Consider the following 17163-nt stretch of genomic DNA (forward strand, 5'->3'; position numbering starts at 1 on the left):
TGCTGTTCTTCAGAGCATGATGTCGAAAAGTACGAGCGGTTTTCGGCGTCATGATCGACTTCTCTGATTTTGGTGCCGGAGGATCTCAGGTCAAGCAGCCCTAAAATCTTTCGGCGTCGAGGACTACAAGTTCCAGACTTTCGGCACAGGCGCTCCATTGCGCAAGGCTGATATGATGGGGATCAGAATTTTTCTCAGCGCAAATCCATCGGCGGCGGCGAGGCGCACCACCAGCTTCTCACCCCATTGGCTGACGCCTCCCATATGGGTTTCGACAAGCGGCCTGATGCGGGAGAGATAAGTCTCGGCCGAGGTCCCGACATAAAGCAGGGTCGCAAACGCGACCTGCCCGCTGAGAACGGCCGCCTTGGCCGTCAAACCGGCGACATCATCCTGCAGGCGCAATTCCTCGGCATGAACCAGGCGCCCGTTGCGACGAATGCGCCAGCGATCCTGAAAAAGGCCCTCTGCCATCGCTTCACCCATGGCCTTGCGCCCGAGCAAAATCGCCTCGACGGCCAGGAATTCGGCTGTATCGTCAAGCTCGACGCTCAGGCTGCGCGAAAGCGATGCACGGTCGAACAGGATGGTTTCCTGCGGCAGCCAGTCGACCCGCGCGCCGGCGCTGACCTTGATCGATGTCTCCACTTCGGCCGTCGCAGCCGAAGCCTTGTAGATTTTTTCGCAGGCTTGCGTTGTCACATCGATGCGCGTGCCGGGCCCTGCCACCACGCTCCAATCCATGTGATCACCACCGGTAAGGCCGCCAGCGGTGTTGATGATGACGGCTTCCATGGAGCGATCGAAGGTCTCGGGCAGCCGGATTTTGGCCGCACCTTCCTGAAACAATTCGGCAAGGCGCGTGCATCCGCCGAGCGACTTGGCCGCAAGATGGCCGCGACCCCGCGCCCTCTGCGGTCTTGTCTCTGCAGCCATCATCGCCATCAGCCTCTCCAGACATCACACCATATCGTGCCCGATCATTGAAACCCGGCAACGAATAACTGCAAGCAATTCCCGTGCCTTGTTCGACACCCGGCGACAAGGGTGCTTCAGCCGCAGCAATCGCCGCATTTTTCGCCAAACGCTAAAAACAAAGGCAATTCCTTGGGGCTCGATGCGCGAGCAGGCTCCGAAACTAGACCACGCGGTCCGGTGGCTCACGGCCATCAAAGAAGGCGGTGATGTTGTCGACCACCTTCATGCCCATCGCCGAGCGCGTCTCCTCCGTCGCACTGCCGAGATGCGGCAGAAGCACGACGTTATCGAGCGCTCTCAATCGTTCCGGCACATGCGGTTCGGCCTCGTAAACGTCAAGGCCCGCACCGCGGATCGTGCCTCGTTCAAGCGCTGCGATCAATGCGGCTTCATCGACAACATCGCCCCGCGCCGTGTTGATCAGGAAGGCCTCCGGCTTCATCCTCGAGAGGCGCTCGGCATTCATCAGATGCTTGTTTTCCGTACCGCCTGGGCAATGCAGGGAGACAAAATCAGAAACCTCCAGAACCTCTTCGACGGTCTGCAATTGCATGGCGCCATAGCGCGAGGCTTCCATCGGATCGATGGCGGAGCGGTTATAGAAGACCACGTCCATGCCGAAGCCGAAGTGGCAGCGCTGCGCGAAAGCCCGGCCGATACGGCCAAAGCCGATGATGCCGACGGTCTTACCCGTGACCTTCGTGCCGACGAGATGCGTCGGCCGCCAGCCGGTCCACCCCCCTGCCCGCACCTCACGTTCGCCTTCACCGCCGCGACGGGCGACGGACAGCAGGAGAAGCATGGCGATATCGGCCGTGCAGTCGGTCAGCACGCCGGGCGTATTGGTGACGACGACGCCTTTTTCCTTGGCCGCGGCGATATCGATATGATTGAAGCCGACCCCGAAATTGCCGAGAATTTTGGTCTGGATCGCCCCACCCTCGAAAAGTGAAGCCGGAAACCTGTCGGAAACCGTCGGAAGGACTGCATCATAGGTCGACAACGCCTCGCGCAATTGTGCCGCATCGAGAGCCACGTCATCCGTGTTCAACGTAACGTCAAAGCGCTCTGCCAGCACAGCCTCGACAGAGGCCGGCCAACGCCGGGTAACGAGAATACGGGGCTTGCTCATGCTCAATTCCTCCTGCCGATACCGCGCAGACTTAATCCAGGACGGACCCGAAGGAAATGGCGAAGATCTTCTGAGTGCTTGAAAAGCGCAGAAACGAAAAAGCCCGGCCAAAAGGCCGGGCTTCGTAACTCTCGTATCAACCGGCAAGCCGGCCGCGATGATTACTTCGTGATTTCGGCGTAAGCGTACTTGCCGTCGGAACCCTTGGACCACTTGTACATGACATAGTCCGGACGGGTGATGTCGCCCTTGGCATTGAAGCTGAGGTCGCCGATTGCGGTCTTGAACGGGCCCTTTGCCTTGATTGCGTCGGCAACGGCCATCGGGTCGTTCGAGCCGGCAGCCTTGGCAGCAGCAGCAATGACCTGCATCGCCGCATAGCTGTAGAAGGTATAACCTTCCGGTTCGTAACCGGCAGCGCGGAACTTGGTCACGAGATCGGCAGCAGCCGGATTCTTGCGTGCATCCGGTGCGAACGTCATGAGCGTGCCGTCGACGGCATCGCCGGCGATGGAAGCAAGCTCGTTGGTGACGATACCGTCACCCGACATGAAGTGAGCCTTCACGCCCTGATCGGCCATCTGGCGCAGGATCAGGCCGGCTTCGGTGTGGAGACCACCGTAGTAGACGAAATCGATGCCTGCCTGCTTCATCTTGGCGATGAGGGCCGAGTAGTCCTTGTCGCCGGGAGTGATGCCTTCATAAAGAACTTCCGTAACGCCAGCGGCATTCAGGTTCTTCTTGGTTTCATCGGCAAGGCCCTGGCCGTATGGGGTTTTGTCGTGAACGACGGCAACCTTGGCGCCCTTGAAATTGTCGACGATGTACTTGGCGGCAACGATACCCTGCTGGTCGTCACGGCCGCAGGTACGGAAGGTGTTCCAAAGGCCACGCTCGGTGTAGGTCGGGTTGGTGGCAGCCGGCGAAATCTCAAGAATGCCGTTTTCGGCGTAGACTTCCGAAGCCGGGATGGAAACGCCCGAGTTGAAGTGACCGACAACGAACTTGACACCATCGGCGACGAACTTGTTGGCAACCGAAACGCCCTGCTTGGCGTCGGATACGTCATCGCCGAGTTCGACCTTGATCTTTTCCCCATTGATGCCGCCAGCCGCATTGATATCGGCAGCAGCCTGCTCGGCGCCCTTCTGAAGCTGCGCGCCAAACGCGGCATTCGGGCCCGTGAGGGGAGCGCCGACTGCAATAATGACATCGGCCTTCGCAACGCCGCCGAATGCGATCATCGCCGACAATGCCACTGCCGACAGAAGATACTTCTTCATATTGTTACTCCCAATTTTTGAGCGGGTTCCGTTTGATTCGCCCTGCGCGATACCCACCAATCATCACGCCGGTAAACGCTTGTATTCCGAACTCTGGAAGCACGATCCCGCTGTGTGCTGCTTGTTTTTATCATGCAGGAAAGTGCCAGTAGTGCAATCAGACTGTGCCCAGTTTCAGGGCACTGTCAATTCTTCTTCTTCCAGGAAAAGGCCGAAGTCTTTTCATAGAGCCAGTAATAGTTATTCACCATCTGATCGGTACGTCGATACCGGTATCCTGCCGTCGAGAAAATGAGCAGGCACACAATATCGATGATGTAGATAGTGAGATCGAACACGGGGCCAGCAAACAGCGCATGATGCAGAAACTGCAGCGCAAATCCGAGCAGGATGCTGTAGACGACCGCGAGCGGATAGCTTTCCCAATTGGAAGCGACAGCGCGACCGGTGCGCCATGCCGTCCAGAATCCGAGGATGACGATGACGACGCGGATGACCATACGGCCGCCGGTATCGCTATCGAAGAGAAGTCCTTGCATGTCAAATTCTCCGCGAAACGAAACTCAATGGTGCCCGCCTTCAAGATAGGCGGCGCGGACTTCCGGATTGGCCAGCAACTCCTTGCCCGAACCGCTCATCGTCACCCGACCGTTGACCATCACATAAGCGCGGTCCGAAAGCTTCAGCGCCGCAAAGGCGTTCTGCTCGACCAGGAACACGGTCAGACCCTGCGTCTGATTCAGAACCTTGATCGCTTCGAAGATGCCCTTGATGATCAGCGGCGCAAGACCAAGCGAAGGCTCGTCCAGCAACAGCAGCTTGGGACGTGCCATCAGCGCGCGACCGATCGACAACATCTGCTGCTCGCCGCCTGAAAGCGTGCCGCCGCGCTGCGCCTGGCGTTCCTTCAGGCGCGGAAAGAGCGTGAAGATCTTCTCGACGTCCTCGTTGAAATATTTGAGCTTGTCGAGGCTCGCACCCATCTGCAGGTTTTCATAAACCGTCATGCGGGGGAAAATGCGCCGGCCTTCAGGCGACTGGGCAATGCGAAGCCGCGCAATCTCATGCGTCGGCATGCGCGTGATGTCCTGGCCGTCAAAGGTGATTTTGCCGCTGCGAGCCTGCGGCGTCCCGCAGATCGTCATCATCAGCGTCGATTTTCCGGCGCCATTGGCGCCGATCAGACTGACGATCTCGCCACTGTTGACCTCGATATCGACGCCGGCAAGAGCACGGATATTGCCATAATAGGTTTCGACGCCCGCGACCTTGAGAAGTGGTTGTCCCGTCATCAATTCTCGCCCTCTTGGAGGTGCTCGACTTCGGCAATCACCTCTTCCACTTCTTCGTCCTCAACGCCCAGATAGGCCGCGATCACCCTCGGATCGTTCTTGACCTCGTCCGGCGTACCGTCCGAAATCTTCTGCCCGTATTCGAGCACGATGACATGGTCGGAGATTTCCATGACGACCGACATGTCGTGCTCGATGAGGAGAAGCGACGTGCCGGTATCCTTGCGGATGCTGCGCAGAAACTCGTTGAGAACGAGGGACTCGCGAGGATTGAGACCGGCTGCCGGCTCGTCCAGGCAAAGCAGTTCGGGGCCGGTGCACATGGCACGGGCGATTTCCAGACGGCGCTGCGCACCATAGGAAAGGTCACCGGCCGGGTCATCGGCACGGTCGATCAGATCGGCCTTTTCGAGCCAGAAGCGCGCCAGCTCGATCGCGTTCTTGGCTTCCGTGCTGTAACGGCCGATGCCGAGCAGCCCGAGAATCGTATAACCGGAGGCGCGCATCAGCTTGTTATGCTGCGCCACAAGCAGGTTTTCGAGCACGGTCAGACCGGAAAAGAGCCGGATATTCTGGAACGTGCGCGCCACCTTGGCTTCGCGCGTAATCCGGAAATCCGGAAGCCGCTCGAGGAGATATTCCTTGCCGCTCTTCTGGTTGAGGGTGATCATGCCCATGGTCGGCTTGTAGAAGCCGGTGATGCAGTTGAATACCGTGGTTTTGCCGGCGCCGTTCGGACCGATCAGCGCGGTGATGTCGCCACGCTTCGCCTCGAAGGAGAAGTCGTTGATCGCCATCAGGCCACCGAACTTCATCGAGAGATGATCGACCTTCAGCAGGATGTCGTTGGGGGTTGTGGTCACAGCGTTCATCAGCCGTGGCCCTCCTTGGTAAAGCTGCCGGAGACCGCTTTTCGTTCCTTGAGGAACGCGGTCGGTTCGCGCGTGCCGACGAAGCCGCGCGGCTTGATGATCATAACGACCACCATGGCGAGACCGAAGATCAGCATGCGGTAGAGTTCCGGGGTGAAATCTTCGCCGAAGAAGAACTTGAGGAAGCCCATGTAACGCAGCGCTTCCGTGCCGCCGATCATCACGATCGCCGCAATGGCGATCCCTCGAAGCGAGCCCATGCCGCCAAGCACGACGATGGCCAGGATCACAGCCGATTCAAGGAACACGAAGGATTCCGGCGAAACGAAGCCCTGGCGGGCGGCGAAGAACGAGCCGGCGAAGCCGCCGAACATCGCGCCCGTTGCGAAAGCCGTCAGCTTCGTCGTCACGGTGTTGATGCCGAGCGAGCGGCAGGCGATTTCGTCTTCACGCAATGCTTCCCACGCCCGTCCGATCGGCATGCGGCGCAGCCGGATCGTCACATAGGCGGTCAGCATGCAGAGCGCCAGGATGACGTAAAACAGGAAGATCTTGTACCACGCCGTCGACATCGGCAGCCCGAAGGTGCGAACGAAATTGTTCGGATCCTTGATATCGAACGAGTAAAGCCCGAACAGCGATGCCTTGGTGATGTTGGAGACGCCGAAGGTGCCCTTCGTCACGTCGGTCCAGTTGATCAGCACGATGCGGATGATTTCACCGAAGGCAAGCGTGACGATCGCAAGATAGTCGCCCCGCAGACGCAGGACCGGGAAGCCCAAAATCATACCCCAGAGTGCTGCGAAAATACCCGAAAGCGGCAGAAGCACCCAGAAGGACAGGCCGAAATGGGCCGACAACAACGCGTAGGAATAAGCACCGACCGCGTAGAAGGCCACGTAGCCAAGATCGAGCAGGCCGGCGAGGCCGACGACGATGTTCAGCCCCCAGGCCAGCATGACGTAGATCAGGATCTGGATGCCGAAGTTATCGACGAAGACCAGCGACCCTTGAGGACCGCGAAGTGCCAGCGCGACGAACGGGTAGATCAGCAACAGGCCCAACGCCACCACGTTGAAGTTCCTGGAGATGACGCCTGGCTCTTTGACAACGGGCGCAGCCTTGGCCTTTCGGGCCTTTCTGGCGGCGAGATAAGGCTGGACGAAAACCGTCATCATAAAACGGCCGGCGGCGGCAATGGCAACGATGACTGCCAACAAGCCCCAGCGCTGCACGATGATCAGCTTGTTGTCCATGTTCTGATCGGTTTTGAGACCGATATAGAGCACGAACATGCCGAGCGCGATCAGCGCGGTCCAGAAGGCATCCGTAATCCCTTTCCGGACAAGGCCGGACGCGGTCTTGCCTGCAACGAAATTTGAATTTGCCATGGCGTTATACCTTTTCGACTTCCGGCCGTCCGAGGATACCGGTCGGCTTGAAAATCAGAACGAAAGCCAGGATGCCGAAGGTTGCGACATCCTTGTACGCGATGGGGAAATTGCCCGACCAGAACGATTCGATAAGGCCGATCATCAGGCCGCCGAGAACGGCGCCCGGAAGCGAGCCGATACCGCCGAGAACAGCTGCCGTGAACGCCTTGACGCCCGGAATGAAACCGTCGGTGAAGTTCGCGACGCCATAATACATCAGATACATCGTGCCGGCGACGGCAGCGAGTGCCGCACCCATGATGAACGTGACGGAAATGGTGCGGTCGACATTGATGCCGAGCAACGCCGCCATCTTTCGATCCTGTTCGGTGGCGCGCTGGGCGCGGCCGAGCGACGTCTTGTTGACCAGATACCAGAATGCGGTCAGCAGCACGATCGTCACGGCGAAGATGATGAGCTGCTTCAGCGACACCGAAACGGCGCCGAAATTGTAAACATCGCCCACCAGTGTCGGGATCGGCTTGTTGCGCGGGCCCTGAGCAACCTGGATGAAGTTCGACAGCACGATCGACATGCCGATCGCGGTGATCAGCGGCGCCAGGCGGAACGAACCGCGCAGCGGACGATAGGCAACGCGCTCGATCACCCAGTTCCAAAGGCTGGTCATCAGCATGGCGACGAGGAGCATCACCAACAACAGGATAGCGACCGGTAGGCCGGCGAAGAGCGAAACGAGAACGAGGTAGGTGATCAAAGCGGCAAAGCCGCCGAGCATGAACACGTCACCATGGGCGAAATTGATCATGCCGATGATGCCGTAGACCATGGTATAACCAATGGCGATCAGGCCATAGATAGACCCAAGAGTCAGCCCGTTTAGGAGCTGCTGGATAAAATAATCCATATGTCATTTCCCCTGGATGCGACGTTAAACGACCGCACCTCTTATTACTTTTTTGGTTTCCTTCATGAGGACCCGTGGGGCCGATTCCATACTGCTTTCGAAGGAAATGTGAAGCCAAAAAGGCAAGAAATTGACAAATTCTTTTCAAATCACCGTAAGCTGACGCAAATCCGGCCGAAAATGATATAAAAACGGCAATTCACAGCTCAAAAACTAGCCAAACTGGTCGAGCTTAAAGCGGGCGCTGAAGAATTTTTATCAGCAGCGGGCCATTGCAAAGCCCGCTGCATTTGCGTTCAGACCGGCGATACTAGGCACGCATCCTTGCACCATCGGCATCGAACAACGGCTCGACCTGCAGTCTTGCGGGCAGAAGCTGACCGAGCAGCTCGATCTGCCAACCCTGCGAGTCGTCGGCGATCTCCTTCGGCACGTAGCCGACGGCAACGGAGAGTCCCGATGCATGGGCATAGCCGCCCGACGTCACCCAGCCGCAGACGGCGCCATTGTGATAGATGGGCTCATCCCCGATGACGTCGGCATCGTTGGCGCTTAGAATGAAGGTGCGCAGCCGCAGCGTTCCGCCTTCGGCCTTCTCCTTGGCCGCAGCAGCCTTGCCGACGAAATCCGCCTCCTTGGACAGCGCGACGAATCGATTGAGACCGGCCTCGAACGGCCCGTAGAGCGGCCGATATTCCCGCGACCAGCTGCCGTAGGACTTGTCCAGACGCAGCGCATTCAGCGCCCTCAGACCGAAGAGGCGGATGTCGAACTCCGCGCCTTCCTGCATCAGAAGATCGAAAATATAGCGCTGATGCTCCGGCTTCATCCAGATTTCGTAGCCGAGGTCGCCCGTATAAGAGACGCGGCCGACGATGGCGGGCGCCATGCCGATATCCATGCGCCGGATCGACATGAAGGGGAAGGCAGCCGTCGACAGATCTTGATGCGTCAGCTTCTGCAGCAGCTTGCGGGCGTTCGGACCGGCAATCGAGAGACCGAGGAGAGAAAGGCCGAGTGCCTGTAGTTCGACGGAGCCGTCCTTGGGCAGCAGGCTTTCGAACCAGCGCATATGATAGGCTTCAGCAATACCGGAGCCGATGAGAAGGAAATCCCCCTCACCGAGCTTCGCCAGCGTGAAATCACCGATCAGCTTTCCGTCGTGCTTGAGCATTGGCGCGAGCGTCATGCGGCCGATGGCTGGGATACGGCAGGTCAGCAGCGTGTCTAGGAAGGCTTCCGCACCCGGTCCCTTCACCGAATACTTGGCAAAGCCTGAAGTCTCCATCAGCCCGACGCTCTCGCGCACCGCCTTGGCTTCGGCAGCGACGACATCGAAATCGTTGGAGCGACGCCAGGAGAACTGATCGACCTCGCCCTTCGGCGCGAACCATAACGCCTGTTCCAGACCGTAGTAGGCACCGAAGACGCCGCCGGCATCCTTCAGCTTATCGTAGATCGGCGTCGTCAGCAGCGGACGCGCGGCCGGCAGCTCTTCGTTCGGATAGCGGATCGAGAAGCGGCGGGCGTAGTTCTCACGCACCTTGGCATTGGTATAGGCGAGCGTCGCATAGTCGCCATAGCGGGAGACGTCCATGGCGAAGACGTCGAAGCCCGGATCGCCGTAGATCATCCAGTTGGCGAGCGCGAGACCGACGCCGCCGCCCTGGCTGAAGCCGGCCATGACGGCGCAGGCCGACCAGTAGTTGCGAAGCCCGCGTACCGGTCCGACGAGCGGGTTGCCATCGGGCGAGAAGGTGAACGGGCCGTTGATGATCCGCTTGATGCCCGCATTGTTGAAAGCCGGGAAATGGCGGAAGCCGACTTCCAGCTCCGGCGTGATACGCTCGATGTCCTCGGCCAGCAGCTCATGACCGAAATCCCAGGGCGTCGTCACCGGCGACCATGGGCGACACGCCTTTTCATAGGTGCCCATCAGCATGCCCTGCCGCTCCTGGCGAAGATAGATCTCGCCGTCGAAGTCGACGCAGTGCATCAGCTCCTTGCCCGTCGTCTTGTTGAAGTCGATGACCTCGGGCATGTCCTCGGTGATGAGGTACATATGCTCCATCGCGAGCACCGGCAGTTCCAGACCCACCATGCGGCCGACTTCGCGCGCCCAGAGACCGGCGGCGTTGACGACATGCTCGGCGATGATCTCGCCCTGGTTGGTGATGACACGCCAGGAACCATCCTCGCGCTGCACCAACTCTTCCACCTTGGTGTGGAGATAAATGTCGGCACCATTCTTCTTGGCCGAGCGGGCATAGGCATGGGTGGTGCCGTAGGGGTCGAGATGGCCTTCGACGGGATCGTAGAGAGCACCGACGAACTGATCGGGATCGAGAAGCGGCATCATCTCATGCGCCTCCTTCGGCGTCAGCAGCGTCGCTTCAAGACCATTATAACGCCCCTTGGCAAGAATGGACTTCAGCCAATCGAAGCGCTGCGGCGTTGCGGCCAGCATCAGGCCGGAGGTCAGGTGCAGGCCGATGTCCTGGCCGGAATATTCCTCGATCTCCTTGTAGAGCTCGACGGTATATTTCTGCAGCTTGGCAACGTTCGGATCGCCGTTGATCGTATGCATGCCGCCGGCGGCATGCCAGGTCGATCCGGATGTCAGCTCGGAGCGCTCAAGCAGCACCACATCCTTCCAGCCGAATTTCGTCAGGTGATAGAGCACCGAACATCCGACGACACCGCCACCGATGACGACGACCTTGGCATGGCTTTTCATCTAAGGAATCCCCTGTTTTCGGTACGAAGCCGCCGAGTGTCTTCCCGAGCGACCGACCGCATTTGAGAGGAAACCTAGAGACTATCCGATAAGCCAAATAGCCCGAACTGCGAAACCGATATGTCTGTTTGCGCCATCGCAATTGTTCGGATCGCGCCATTGGCCATCGAATGCCCATGCCGGCTGGCTGGGCATTCGAACTCCGACGATGCAGGATTTCTCAGTCTGCGAAACCGGCCGTCAGCGCAAACTCGCGGCCCATCTCCATGATCTCTTCGAAGACGCTGCCGGCATAGGAGCGCGGAACGATGATTTCGAAGCGATCGGGCCCGGTGCGGGCCACATTGGCGCTGACATGGCAGCACAGCATATTGGCCGAATGCCCCTCGGCAAAAACCTGCGGGTGGAGGTCGACCGCCACGCATTTGGCAAGGATGCGGCGAACGCTGGGGCCGGAGATAAGCAAAAGGACGCGACCATCGCTTTGCTCGAAAAACGAGACCTTCGCCGGATCAAGCGTAAAGAGATCCCGCGCCACGCTATCGGCGCCGAGCGTATCGGAGACGACAAACCATTCCCTGGGTCCGACTTCGCGAACAGATACGTCCTTTAATGCCTTCAGGCTTGCCAGCACGCTGTCATGATCCCCTGCCCTGCCAAGCACGGAAAAAATGGCTGGGCGGCGCACCACGATGAGGTGATTCGGATTGGCGGCCGCCTCGAAGCCGGAAATATGGTCTTCCAGAACATGCCTGTTTTGAAATGCAACGCTCATCGATCCATCACCCCAAAAGCTTCTTGTTATCAGGATCGACAAAGACCGGGCTGCAGACCTCCGCCGCCACCTCCTCGCCGCGCAATCCGTCCCAGACGGTGACCCGTTCACCGATCCGCTCCCGACCCGACTTCAGGAATGCCAGGGCGATGTGATGGCCGAGCGTCGGTGAGAAACACACCGAAGAAATATGCCCCTGGTCGTTCAGCGTCGACGGCCTTGCGCCCTCTTTCAGAATATGCGCGCCGGCATGGATCTCCTTGGCGGTGTCAACCGGCTTCAGGCCCACGAGCTGGCCACGGTCGGCAGCGGTGAGACCGAAGCGGGTCGATAGCCTTTTGCCGATGAAATCCGGCTTCTGCGTCGACATCATCTTGCCAAGCCCGACATCGTCGGGCGTCGTGCGGCCGTCCAGCTCGCTATGAGTGACATGCCCCTTCTCGATGCGCAGCACATTGAGGGTCTCGACGCCGTAAGCGCAGATACCATGCGCCTTGCCGGCCTCCATGATCGCGTCGGCGACAGCCTCGCCATAACCGGCTGGCACGGCGAGTTCATAAGCCAGTTCACCCGAGAAGGAGATGCGGAACAGGCGTGCTCGCAGCCCTCCCTTCAGCAGCACTTCGGCTGCGGCAAGGAAGGGAAAGAACGCGTCGGAAATATCGTCCTCGATGATCTGCTCCAGCACCAGCCGGGCCTTTGGCCCGGCAATCGCCATCTGCGCCCATTGATCGGACGAGGACACGAAACGAACGTCGAGCTGCGGCCAGAGCGTCTGCGCGCAGAATTCCATGTGAGTCATCACCTCGCCGGCCATCGCCGTCGTGGTTGTCATGAAGAAATGATCAGGCGTCAGGCGGCTTGTCGTACCGTCATCGAAAACCATACCGTCTTCGCGTAGCATCAGGCCGTAGCGAGCCTTACCGATCGGCAGCTTGAGAAAGGCGTTGGAATAGATGCGGTTCAGAAACTCAGCCGCATCCTTGCCGAAAATCTCGATCTTGCCGAGCGTCGACACGTCGCAAATGCCGACATTGTTGCGAACGTTCAGCACTTCACGGTCGACGCTGTCGCGCCAGCCCTTCTCGCCCGCTCGGGCAAACCAGGATGAGCGATACCAGAGGCCGGCTTCGACGAAGCTCGCGCCATTCTTTTTGGCCCAGCCATGCAGCGGCGATTCTCTCACCGGCTGAGCATGTTTGTCACGCGCCGTACCAGCCAGCACGCCGAAGGAAACCGGCGTGTAGAACGGCCTGAATGTCGTCGTGCCGACAGCGGCCGGAGTGACGCCGCGCATGCCGGCGATAATACCGGCAGCATTGACGTTCCCAAGCTTGCCCTGGTCCGTCGCCATGCCGCTCGTCGTATAGCGCTTGGCGTGCTCCACATGGCCGAAGCCCTCGCGCAATGCGAGACCCAGATCCTTGGCATGGACATCGTTCTGGAAGTCGACGAATGCCTTGTCCTTGGCACCAGGCACATGCCAGATCGCCGCGAAGGACGGATCATAGTCTCCCTCGACATCCGGCAACTCTGCCGCCTGAACCGCGCGACCGAGGCTTTCGGCAACCAGTCGGCCTTTTTCAGCACCATCGGCAAGGCAGCCCGAAATGCTTTCGATACCGCCGGCCGAGCCGGCGATCTCCAGTTCGCCGCCGACGAGCGGCGCCATGAAGGCCTGTCTCTCATCCGACCAGACCGGCTTTGCGCCGCGCTGGCAGGCAAGATGAATGATGGGCGACCAGCCACCGGATATGGCCAGCGCGTCACAGGCGATCAGCTCATCCAGCCCACCGCGATCGGCGATGACGCCGCTGATGCGATATTTGCCCTTGGTCGCGTGGACACTCGCGCCATGGACGACGCGAACGCCCTGGGGCGCAGCATCCGTCGACTGGGCGCGCGTATCGAGAATCACAGAAATTTCGACACCGGCAGCAGCGAGATCGCTCGCGGTTCGGTAACCGGAGCCACCATTGGTAAAGACCGCTACCTTCTGCCCGGCAACGACGCCATAGCGGTTGAGATAGCTGCGCATGGCGCCCGCCATCATCACACCCGGACGATCGTTGCCGCCGAACACCAGCGGCCGCTCTTCGGCGCCGGAAGCCAAAATGGCGCGCTTGGCGGCAATGCGCCAGAGGCGCTCCACCGGCAGGTCACGCGAAGGCATCGCAACATGTTTTTGCACCTTCTCGACCGCGCCGAAAACATTACCGTCATACCAGCCGAACACGGTCGTCCGCGGCATCAGGGTCACATTCTCGAAGCTCTGCAGCTCGTGAAGCGTCGCCTGGACGAATATGTCGGCGGACACGCCACCGATCGTCAGCTTTTCCGAAAGCAGCGATCCGCCGAAGCGGAAGCCCTCATCCGCCAGCACAACGCGCAAGCCCGCGCGGGCAGCGGTCAAAGCCGCCATCAAGCCTGCAGGACCGGAACCGATGACGAGCAGATCGCAATGCGCCCAGGCTTTTTCATAGCGGTCCGGATCGGCCTGCATGACCGCCTTGCCGAGGCCGGCCGCGCGCCGGATGATTGGCTCGTAAACCTTCTCCCAGAAGGCAGCCGGCCACATGAAGGTCTTGTAGTAGAAGCCGGCGCCAAGGAACGGCGAAAGCAACCCGTTGATCGAGCCGATATCGTGCTTCAGCGACGGCCAGCAGTTCTGGCTCTCTGCCGTCATGCCCTGATAAAGCTCGGCGACGGTGGCGCGCGTATTCGGCTCGGTGCGGCCATCCTTTCCGATGGTGACCAATGCATTGGGCTCGGCCGAGCCCGCCGTCAGAATGCCGCGTGGACGATGGTACTTGAAGCTGCGCCCCACCAGCAGCTGATCGTTGGCAAGGAGAGCGGCGGCGAGCGTATCGCCCTCCAGCCCCTTCATTTCCTTGCCGTCAAACTGAAAGGACAGCGGACGAAGGCGATTGACTAGGCCGCCGGTCGACAGACGATAGGATGTCATCGTGCCGCCTCCTTCGCCTTGTCTTCGGCATCGATGACGGAAAACACCTCGTGGGTCACGTTGCTGCGGTCGACAACCAGCCAACGGCGGCAGCCGGCAGCGTGATGCCAGAATTCCTGAATCCGGCCGCGCTCGTTGTCGCGGATGAACACATAACGGTTCCAGTCTTCATCCGTTGCCGCAGGCGCGGGACGGACGACGGAGGCCGAGCCGCGAATGGAGAATTCTTCCTTGGGTCGCACGCCGCAATGCGGGCAGTTGATCAAGCTTGCCATTGGTATTGTGCCCTCAATGCAGGTTCGGCTGCGGACCCTTGCCGCCTTCGTCGATCGCAAAGCCGCGCTCGAAGCGGTCAAGACGCAGGAGGCGGCTGACATCGTGGCTCTCGCCCTTGGCGATCAGATGCGCGAAGCAGAAGCCCGAGGCCGGCGTCGCTTTGAAGCCGCCATAGTTCCAGCCGCAGTTCAGATAGAGATTTTCGATGGGCGTGCGATCGATGATCGGCGATCCGTCCATGCTCATGTCCATGACGCCGCCCCAGGCGCGCAACACCCGGACACGCGAAAGGCCGGGGATAAGCGCCACCCCCTCCTCTATCGTATGCTCGACGGTCGCCAGATTGCCGCGCTGCGCGTAGGAGCTGTAGTAGTCGATATCGGCACCGAAGACCAAGCCGCCCTTGTCTGACTGCGAGATATAAAAGTGTCCTGCACCATAGGTGATGACATTGTCGATAACCGGCTTCAGACCTTCGGAGACGAATGCCTGCAGGACGTGCGTTTCGATCGGCAACTCCAGATCGGCCATATTGCCAAGGATCGACGTGTGGCCCGCGGCGGCGAGCGCCAGTTTGTTGCAGCCAATGAAACCGCGATTGGTTTCGACGCCCGTCACAGCACCGCCCTCATCGCGCCGGATGCCGATCACTTCGCATTGCTGGATGAGATCCACACCCCGGCTGTCGGCGCCGCGCGCATAACCCCAGGCGACGGCATCGTGCCGCGCCGTACCGCCACGCCGCTGCAACAGGCCGCCGAGAATCGGAAAGCGCGCATGGTCGAAGTTCAGATAAGGCATCATCCGGCGAACCTGCTCGCGGTTCAGAAGCTCCGCATCGACGCCGTGCATGCGCATGGCGTTGCCACGTCGGGCATAGGCATCGCGCTGTCCATCGGAATGGAACAGATTGACGATACCGCGCTGGGACACCATGGCGTTATAATTGAAATCCTGCTCCAGCCCTTCCCAGAGCTTCATCGATAACTCATAGAAAGGCTCGTTGCCCGGCAGCAGGTAATTGGACCGGATGATCGTCGTGTTGCGGCCGACATTGCCCGAGCCGATATAGCTCTTTTCGAGCACCGCGACATTGGTGATGCCGAACTCCTTGGCGAGATAATAGGCTGTCGCCAATCCATGCCCGCCGCCGCCGACGATGATGACATCATAATGGGGTTTTGGCTCCGGTGTCCGCCAGACCGGCTGCCAATGGCGATTGCCGGAAAACGCCTGTTTTAGAAGCTGATATGCGGAATAACGCATGCATTCACCCTGATCCCTATCCGGCCGCACATTCGCACATGCAATAAAAACGACAAGTCCCGAAAGGACGAAAACACTTCGCAAACAGAACATGTTCTTTTCCGAATGCGCAGCTGCGGTTGTCTCCCAAATGACACGCCTCGGTGGTCGAACTCAATTCCCGCCCACGCAACGACGCACGACTTTATTGCGAAAGCCGCGCCATACGAGTAAGTCATAGAAGGCCGGATCGCTTAAACCCTAAATTTCATGGTCGCGACTTCCTATATGATGTCCGGAGCATAAGGCGCGAACATGGCGCGGAAGACGAATAGGCAAATGCTTGCGACATTCGAAAAGGCGGCACTGGAAGCGGGTCAGGCCATATTGGAGGTCTATCGCGCCGGATATACTGTCGCCCTGAAGCAGGATATGAGCCCCGTCACGCTTGCCGACGAGCGGGCAGAACACATCATTTTGGAGCATCTGGCTCGCGATTTTCCGGATATCCCAGCGATCGCAGAGGAATCGGTCGCGGCCGGCAAGGTTCCCGATATCAACGGCCACTCGTTTTTCCTGGTCGATCCGCTCGATGGCACGCGTGAGTTCATCGAGCATCGCGACGAATTCACCGTCAACATCGCCTATATAGAAAAGGGCGTCCCGATTGCCGGCATCGTCTATGCCCCCGCCCTTGGCGTGGCCTTTACCGGCGAAGCCGGCAGAGCCCGCAAACTGATCATCGACGACCAGTTTGCCGTGGCGGATCGGCTGACCATTGCCGTGCGCGAGCGGCCTGCCCATCTCACCGCGCTCGCCAGCCGATGCAACAGCAATAAGACGACCGAGAGCTTTCTGTCGGACAATGCCGTTTCCGCCTGCGCGTCTATCGGTTCGTCGCTCAAGTTCTGTCTGCTTGCCGAGGGCAAGGCCGACGTCTATCCGCGCTTTGCCCGCACCATGGAATGGGATACCGCGGCCGGCGATGCCGTCCTGCGCGCAGCCGGCGGGGTGACGCTCACAGTCGATGGACGCGCCCTCGCCTATGGCAAGATCGACCAGAGCGAAGACAGCGACTTTGCCAATCCGCACTTCATTTGCTGGGGCGGCAAGAAACCCGCCCTACACGCATAGGGTCATTTTTTTCGATAAAAACATCGAAATACACGCAATCTGATAATCTCCTCACATAGGAGTTTTTCAGCTTAAAAGCGTAAGTTTTGACTGACAAAAAATGATATTATCAAAGCGATTTTTCCTGAAATAACAGGGAATTATGCGGATTCTCGCTCGTTTGCCCGAGGGCAAAT

14 protein-coding genes are annotated in these 17163 nt (G+C 59.4%); 1 reads left to right on the forward strand and 13 read right to left on the reverse strand.

Translation table 11 applies throughout. The annotated features are described in order from the left end of the window. Positions 1–123: 123 nt before the first annotated feature. From HGP17_RS08870 to HGP17_RS08930, 13 genes are all read right to left on the reverse strand, one after another. Positions 124–945: an urease accessory protein UreD gene (locus HGP17_RS08870; RefSeq protein ID WP_168807911.1), complete on the reverse strand. Its 822-nt coding sequence runs from the start codon at positions 943–945 to the stop codon at positions 124–126. Between the two features lie 193 nt (positions 946–1138). Beyond that, positions 1139–2110: a D-glycerate dehydrogenase gene (locus HGP17_RS08875; protein ID WP_168807913.1), complete on the reverse strand. Its 972-nt coding sequence runs from the start codon at positions 2108–2110 to the stop codon at positions 1139–1141. Positions 2111–2271: 161 nt separating this feature from the next. Further along, positions 2272–3393 carry a branched-chain amino acid ABC transporter substrate-binding protein gene (locus tag HGP17_RS08880; RefSeq protein WP_168807915.1) on the reverse strand — a complete coding sequence of 374 codons (1122 nt, stop codon included), beginning with the start codon at positions 3391–3393 and terminating at the stop codon, positions 2272–2274. A gap of 185 nt (positions 3394–3578) precedes the next feature. Beyond that, positions 3579–3932, reverse strand: coding sequence for a DUF6867 family protein (locus HGP17_RS08885; RefSeq protein ID WP_168807917.1), 354 nt, complete (start codon positions 3930–3932; stop codon positions 3579–3581). 24 nt (positions 3933–3956) lie between these two features. Further along, positions 3957–4685 (reverse strand): ABC transporter ATP-binding protein, encoded by a 729-nt coding sequence (locus tag HGP17_RS08890; RefSeq protein ID WP_168807919.1) that lies wholly within the window; start codon positions 4683–4685, stop codon positions 3957–3959. Beyond that, on the reverse strand, positions 4685–5557 hold the full coding sequence (locus HGP17_RS08895) for an ABC transporter ATP-binding protein (protein ID WP_168807921.1): 873 nt from the start codon (positions 5555–5557) through the stop codon (positions 4685–4687). Before HGP17_RS08895 ends, HGP17_RS08890 begins: the two co-directional genes overlap by 1 nt. Then, positions 5557–6948 carry a high-affinity branched-chain amino acid ABC transporter permease LivM gene (gene livM / locus HGP17_RS08900; RefSeq protein ID WP_168807923.1) on the reverse strand — a complete coding sequence of 464 codons (1392 nt, stop codon included), beginning with the start codon at positions 6946–6948 and terminating at the stop codon, positions 5557–5559. Before livM ends, HGP17_RS08895 begins: the two co-directional genes overlap by 1 nt. 4 nt (positions 6949–6952) lie before the next feature. Then, on the reverse strand, positions 6953–7855 hold the full coding sequence (locus HGP17_RS08905) for a branched-chain amino acid ABC transporter permease (protein ID WP_168807925.1): 903 nt from the start codon (positions 7853–7855) through the stop codon (positions 6953–6955). Positions 7856–8165: 310 nt separating this feature from the next. Next, positions 8166–10592, reverse strand: coding sequence for an FAD-dependent oxidoreductase (locus tag HGP17_RS08910; protein WP_168807926.1), 2427 nt, complete (start codon positions 10590–10592; stop codon positions 8166–8168). Positions 10593–10812: 220 nt separating this feature from the next. Further along, positions 10813–11367, reverse strand: a complete 555-nt coding sequence (locus HGP17_RS08915; RefSeq protein ID WP_168807927.1) for a sarcosine oxidase subunit gamma family protein — start codon at positions 11365–11367, stop codon at positions 10813–10815. A gap of 7 nt (positions 11368–11374) precedes the next feature. Next, positions 11375–14332: a sarcosine oxidase subunit alpha family protein gene (locus HGP17_RS08920; protein WP_168807928.1), complete on the reverse strand. Its 2958-nt coding sequence runs from the start codon at positions 14330–14332 to the stop codon at positions 11375–11377. Beyond that, entirely contained in the window at positions 14329–14607 is a 279-nt protein-coding gene (locus tag HGP17_RS08925) for a sarcosine oxidase subunit delta (RefSeq protein ID WP_168807929.1), read from the reverse strand. The genes HGP17_RS08920 and HGP17_RS08925 overlap by 4 nt, the downstream gene beginning before the upstream one ends. 13 nt (positions 14608–14620) lie before the next feature. After that, positions 14621–15874 (reverse strand): sarcosine oxidase subunit beta family protein, encoded by a 1254-nt coding sequence (locus HGP17_RS08930; RefSeq protein ID WP_168807930.1) that lies wholly within the window; start codon positions 15872–15874, stop codon positions 14621–14623. A gap of 318 nt (positions 15875–16192) precedes the next feature. On the opposite strand from HGP17_RS08930, the gene cysQ reads away from it, so the two are divergent. Next, positions 16193–16987, forward strand: coding sequence for a 3'(2'),5'-bisphosphate nucleotidase CysQ (cysQ, locus tag HGP17_RS08935; protein ID WP_168807931.1), 795 nt, complete (start codon positions 16193–16195; stop codon positions 16985–16987). Positions 16988–17163 lie beyond the last annotated feature (176 nt).

Origin of the sequence: Rhizobium sp. P38BS-XIX (assembly GCF_012641435.1) — a bacterium.
Lineage (GTDB): Bacteria > Pseudomonadota > Alphaproteobacteria > Rhizobiales > Rhizobiaceae > Rhizobium.

Excerpts from the sequence above, each read along its gene's own strand:
- HGP17_RS08870 (WP_168807911.1), bottom strand. The coding sequence starts at position 945 with ATGGCGATGATGGCTGCAGAGACAAGACCGCAGAGGGCGCGGGGTCGC.
- HGP17_RS08875 (WP_168807913.1), bottom strand. The coding sequence starts at position 2,110 with ATGAGCAAGCCCCGTATTCTCGTTACCCGGCGTTGGCCGGCCTCTGTC.
- HGP17_RS08880 (WP_168807915.1), bottom strand. The coding sequence starts at position 3,393 with ATGAAGAAGTATCTTCTGTCGGCAGTGGCATTGTCGGCGATGATCGCA.
- HGP17_RS08885 (WP_168807917.1), bottom strand. The coding sequence starts at position 3,932 with ATGCAAGGACTTCTCTTCGATAGCGATACCGGCGGCCGTATGGTCATC.
- HGP17_RS08890 (WP_168807919.1), bottom strand. The coding sequence starts at position 4,685 with ATGACGGGACAACCACTTCTCAAGGTCGCGGGCGTCGAAACCTATTAT.
- HGP17_RS08895 (WP_168807921.1), bottom strand. The coding sequence starts at position 5,557 with ATGAACGCTGTGACCACAACCCCCAACGACATCCTGCTGAAGGTCGAT.
- livM (WP_168807923.1), bottom strand. The coding sequence starts at position 6,948 with ATGGCAAATTCAAATTTCGTTGCAGGCAAGACCGCGTCCGGCCTTGTC.
- HGP17_RS08905 (WP_168807925.1), bottom strand. The coding sequence starts at position 7,855 with ATGGATTATTTTATCCAGCAGCTCCTAAACGGGCTGACTCTTGGGTCT.
- HGP17_RS08910 (WP_168807926.1), bottom strand. The coding sequence starts at position 10,592 with ATGAAAAGCCATGCCAAGGTCGTCGTCATCGGTGGCGGTGTCGTCGGA.
- HGP17_RS08915 (WP_168807927.1), bottom strand. The coding sequence starts at position 11,367 with ATGAGCGTTGCATTTCAAAACAGGCATGTTCTGGAAGACCATATTTCC.
- HGP17_RS08920 (WP_168807928.1), bottom strand. The coding sequence starts at position 14,332 with ATGACATCCTATCGTCTGTCGACCGGCGGCCTAGTCAATCGCCTTCGT.
- HGP17_RS08925 (WP_168807929.1), bottom strand. The coding sequence starts at position 14,607 with ATGGCAAGCTTGATCAACTGCCCGCATTGCGGCGTGCGACCCAAGGAA.
- HGP17_RS08930 (WP_168807930.1), bottom strand. The coding sequence starts at position 15,874 with ATGCGTTATTCCGCATATCAGCTTCTAAAACAGGCGTTTTCCGGCAAT.
- cysQ (WP_168807931.1), top strand. The coding sequence starts at position 16,193 with ATGCTTGCGACATTCGAAAAGGCGGCACTGGAAGCGGGTCAGGCCATA.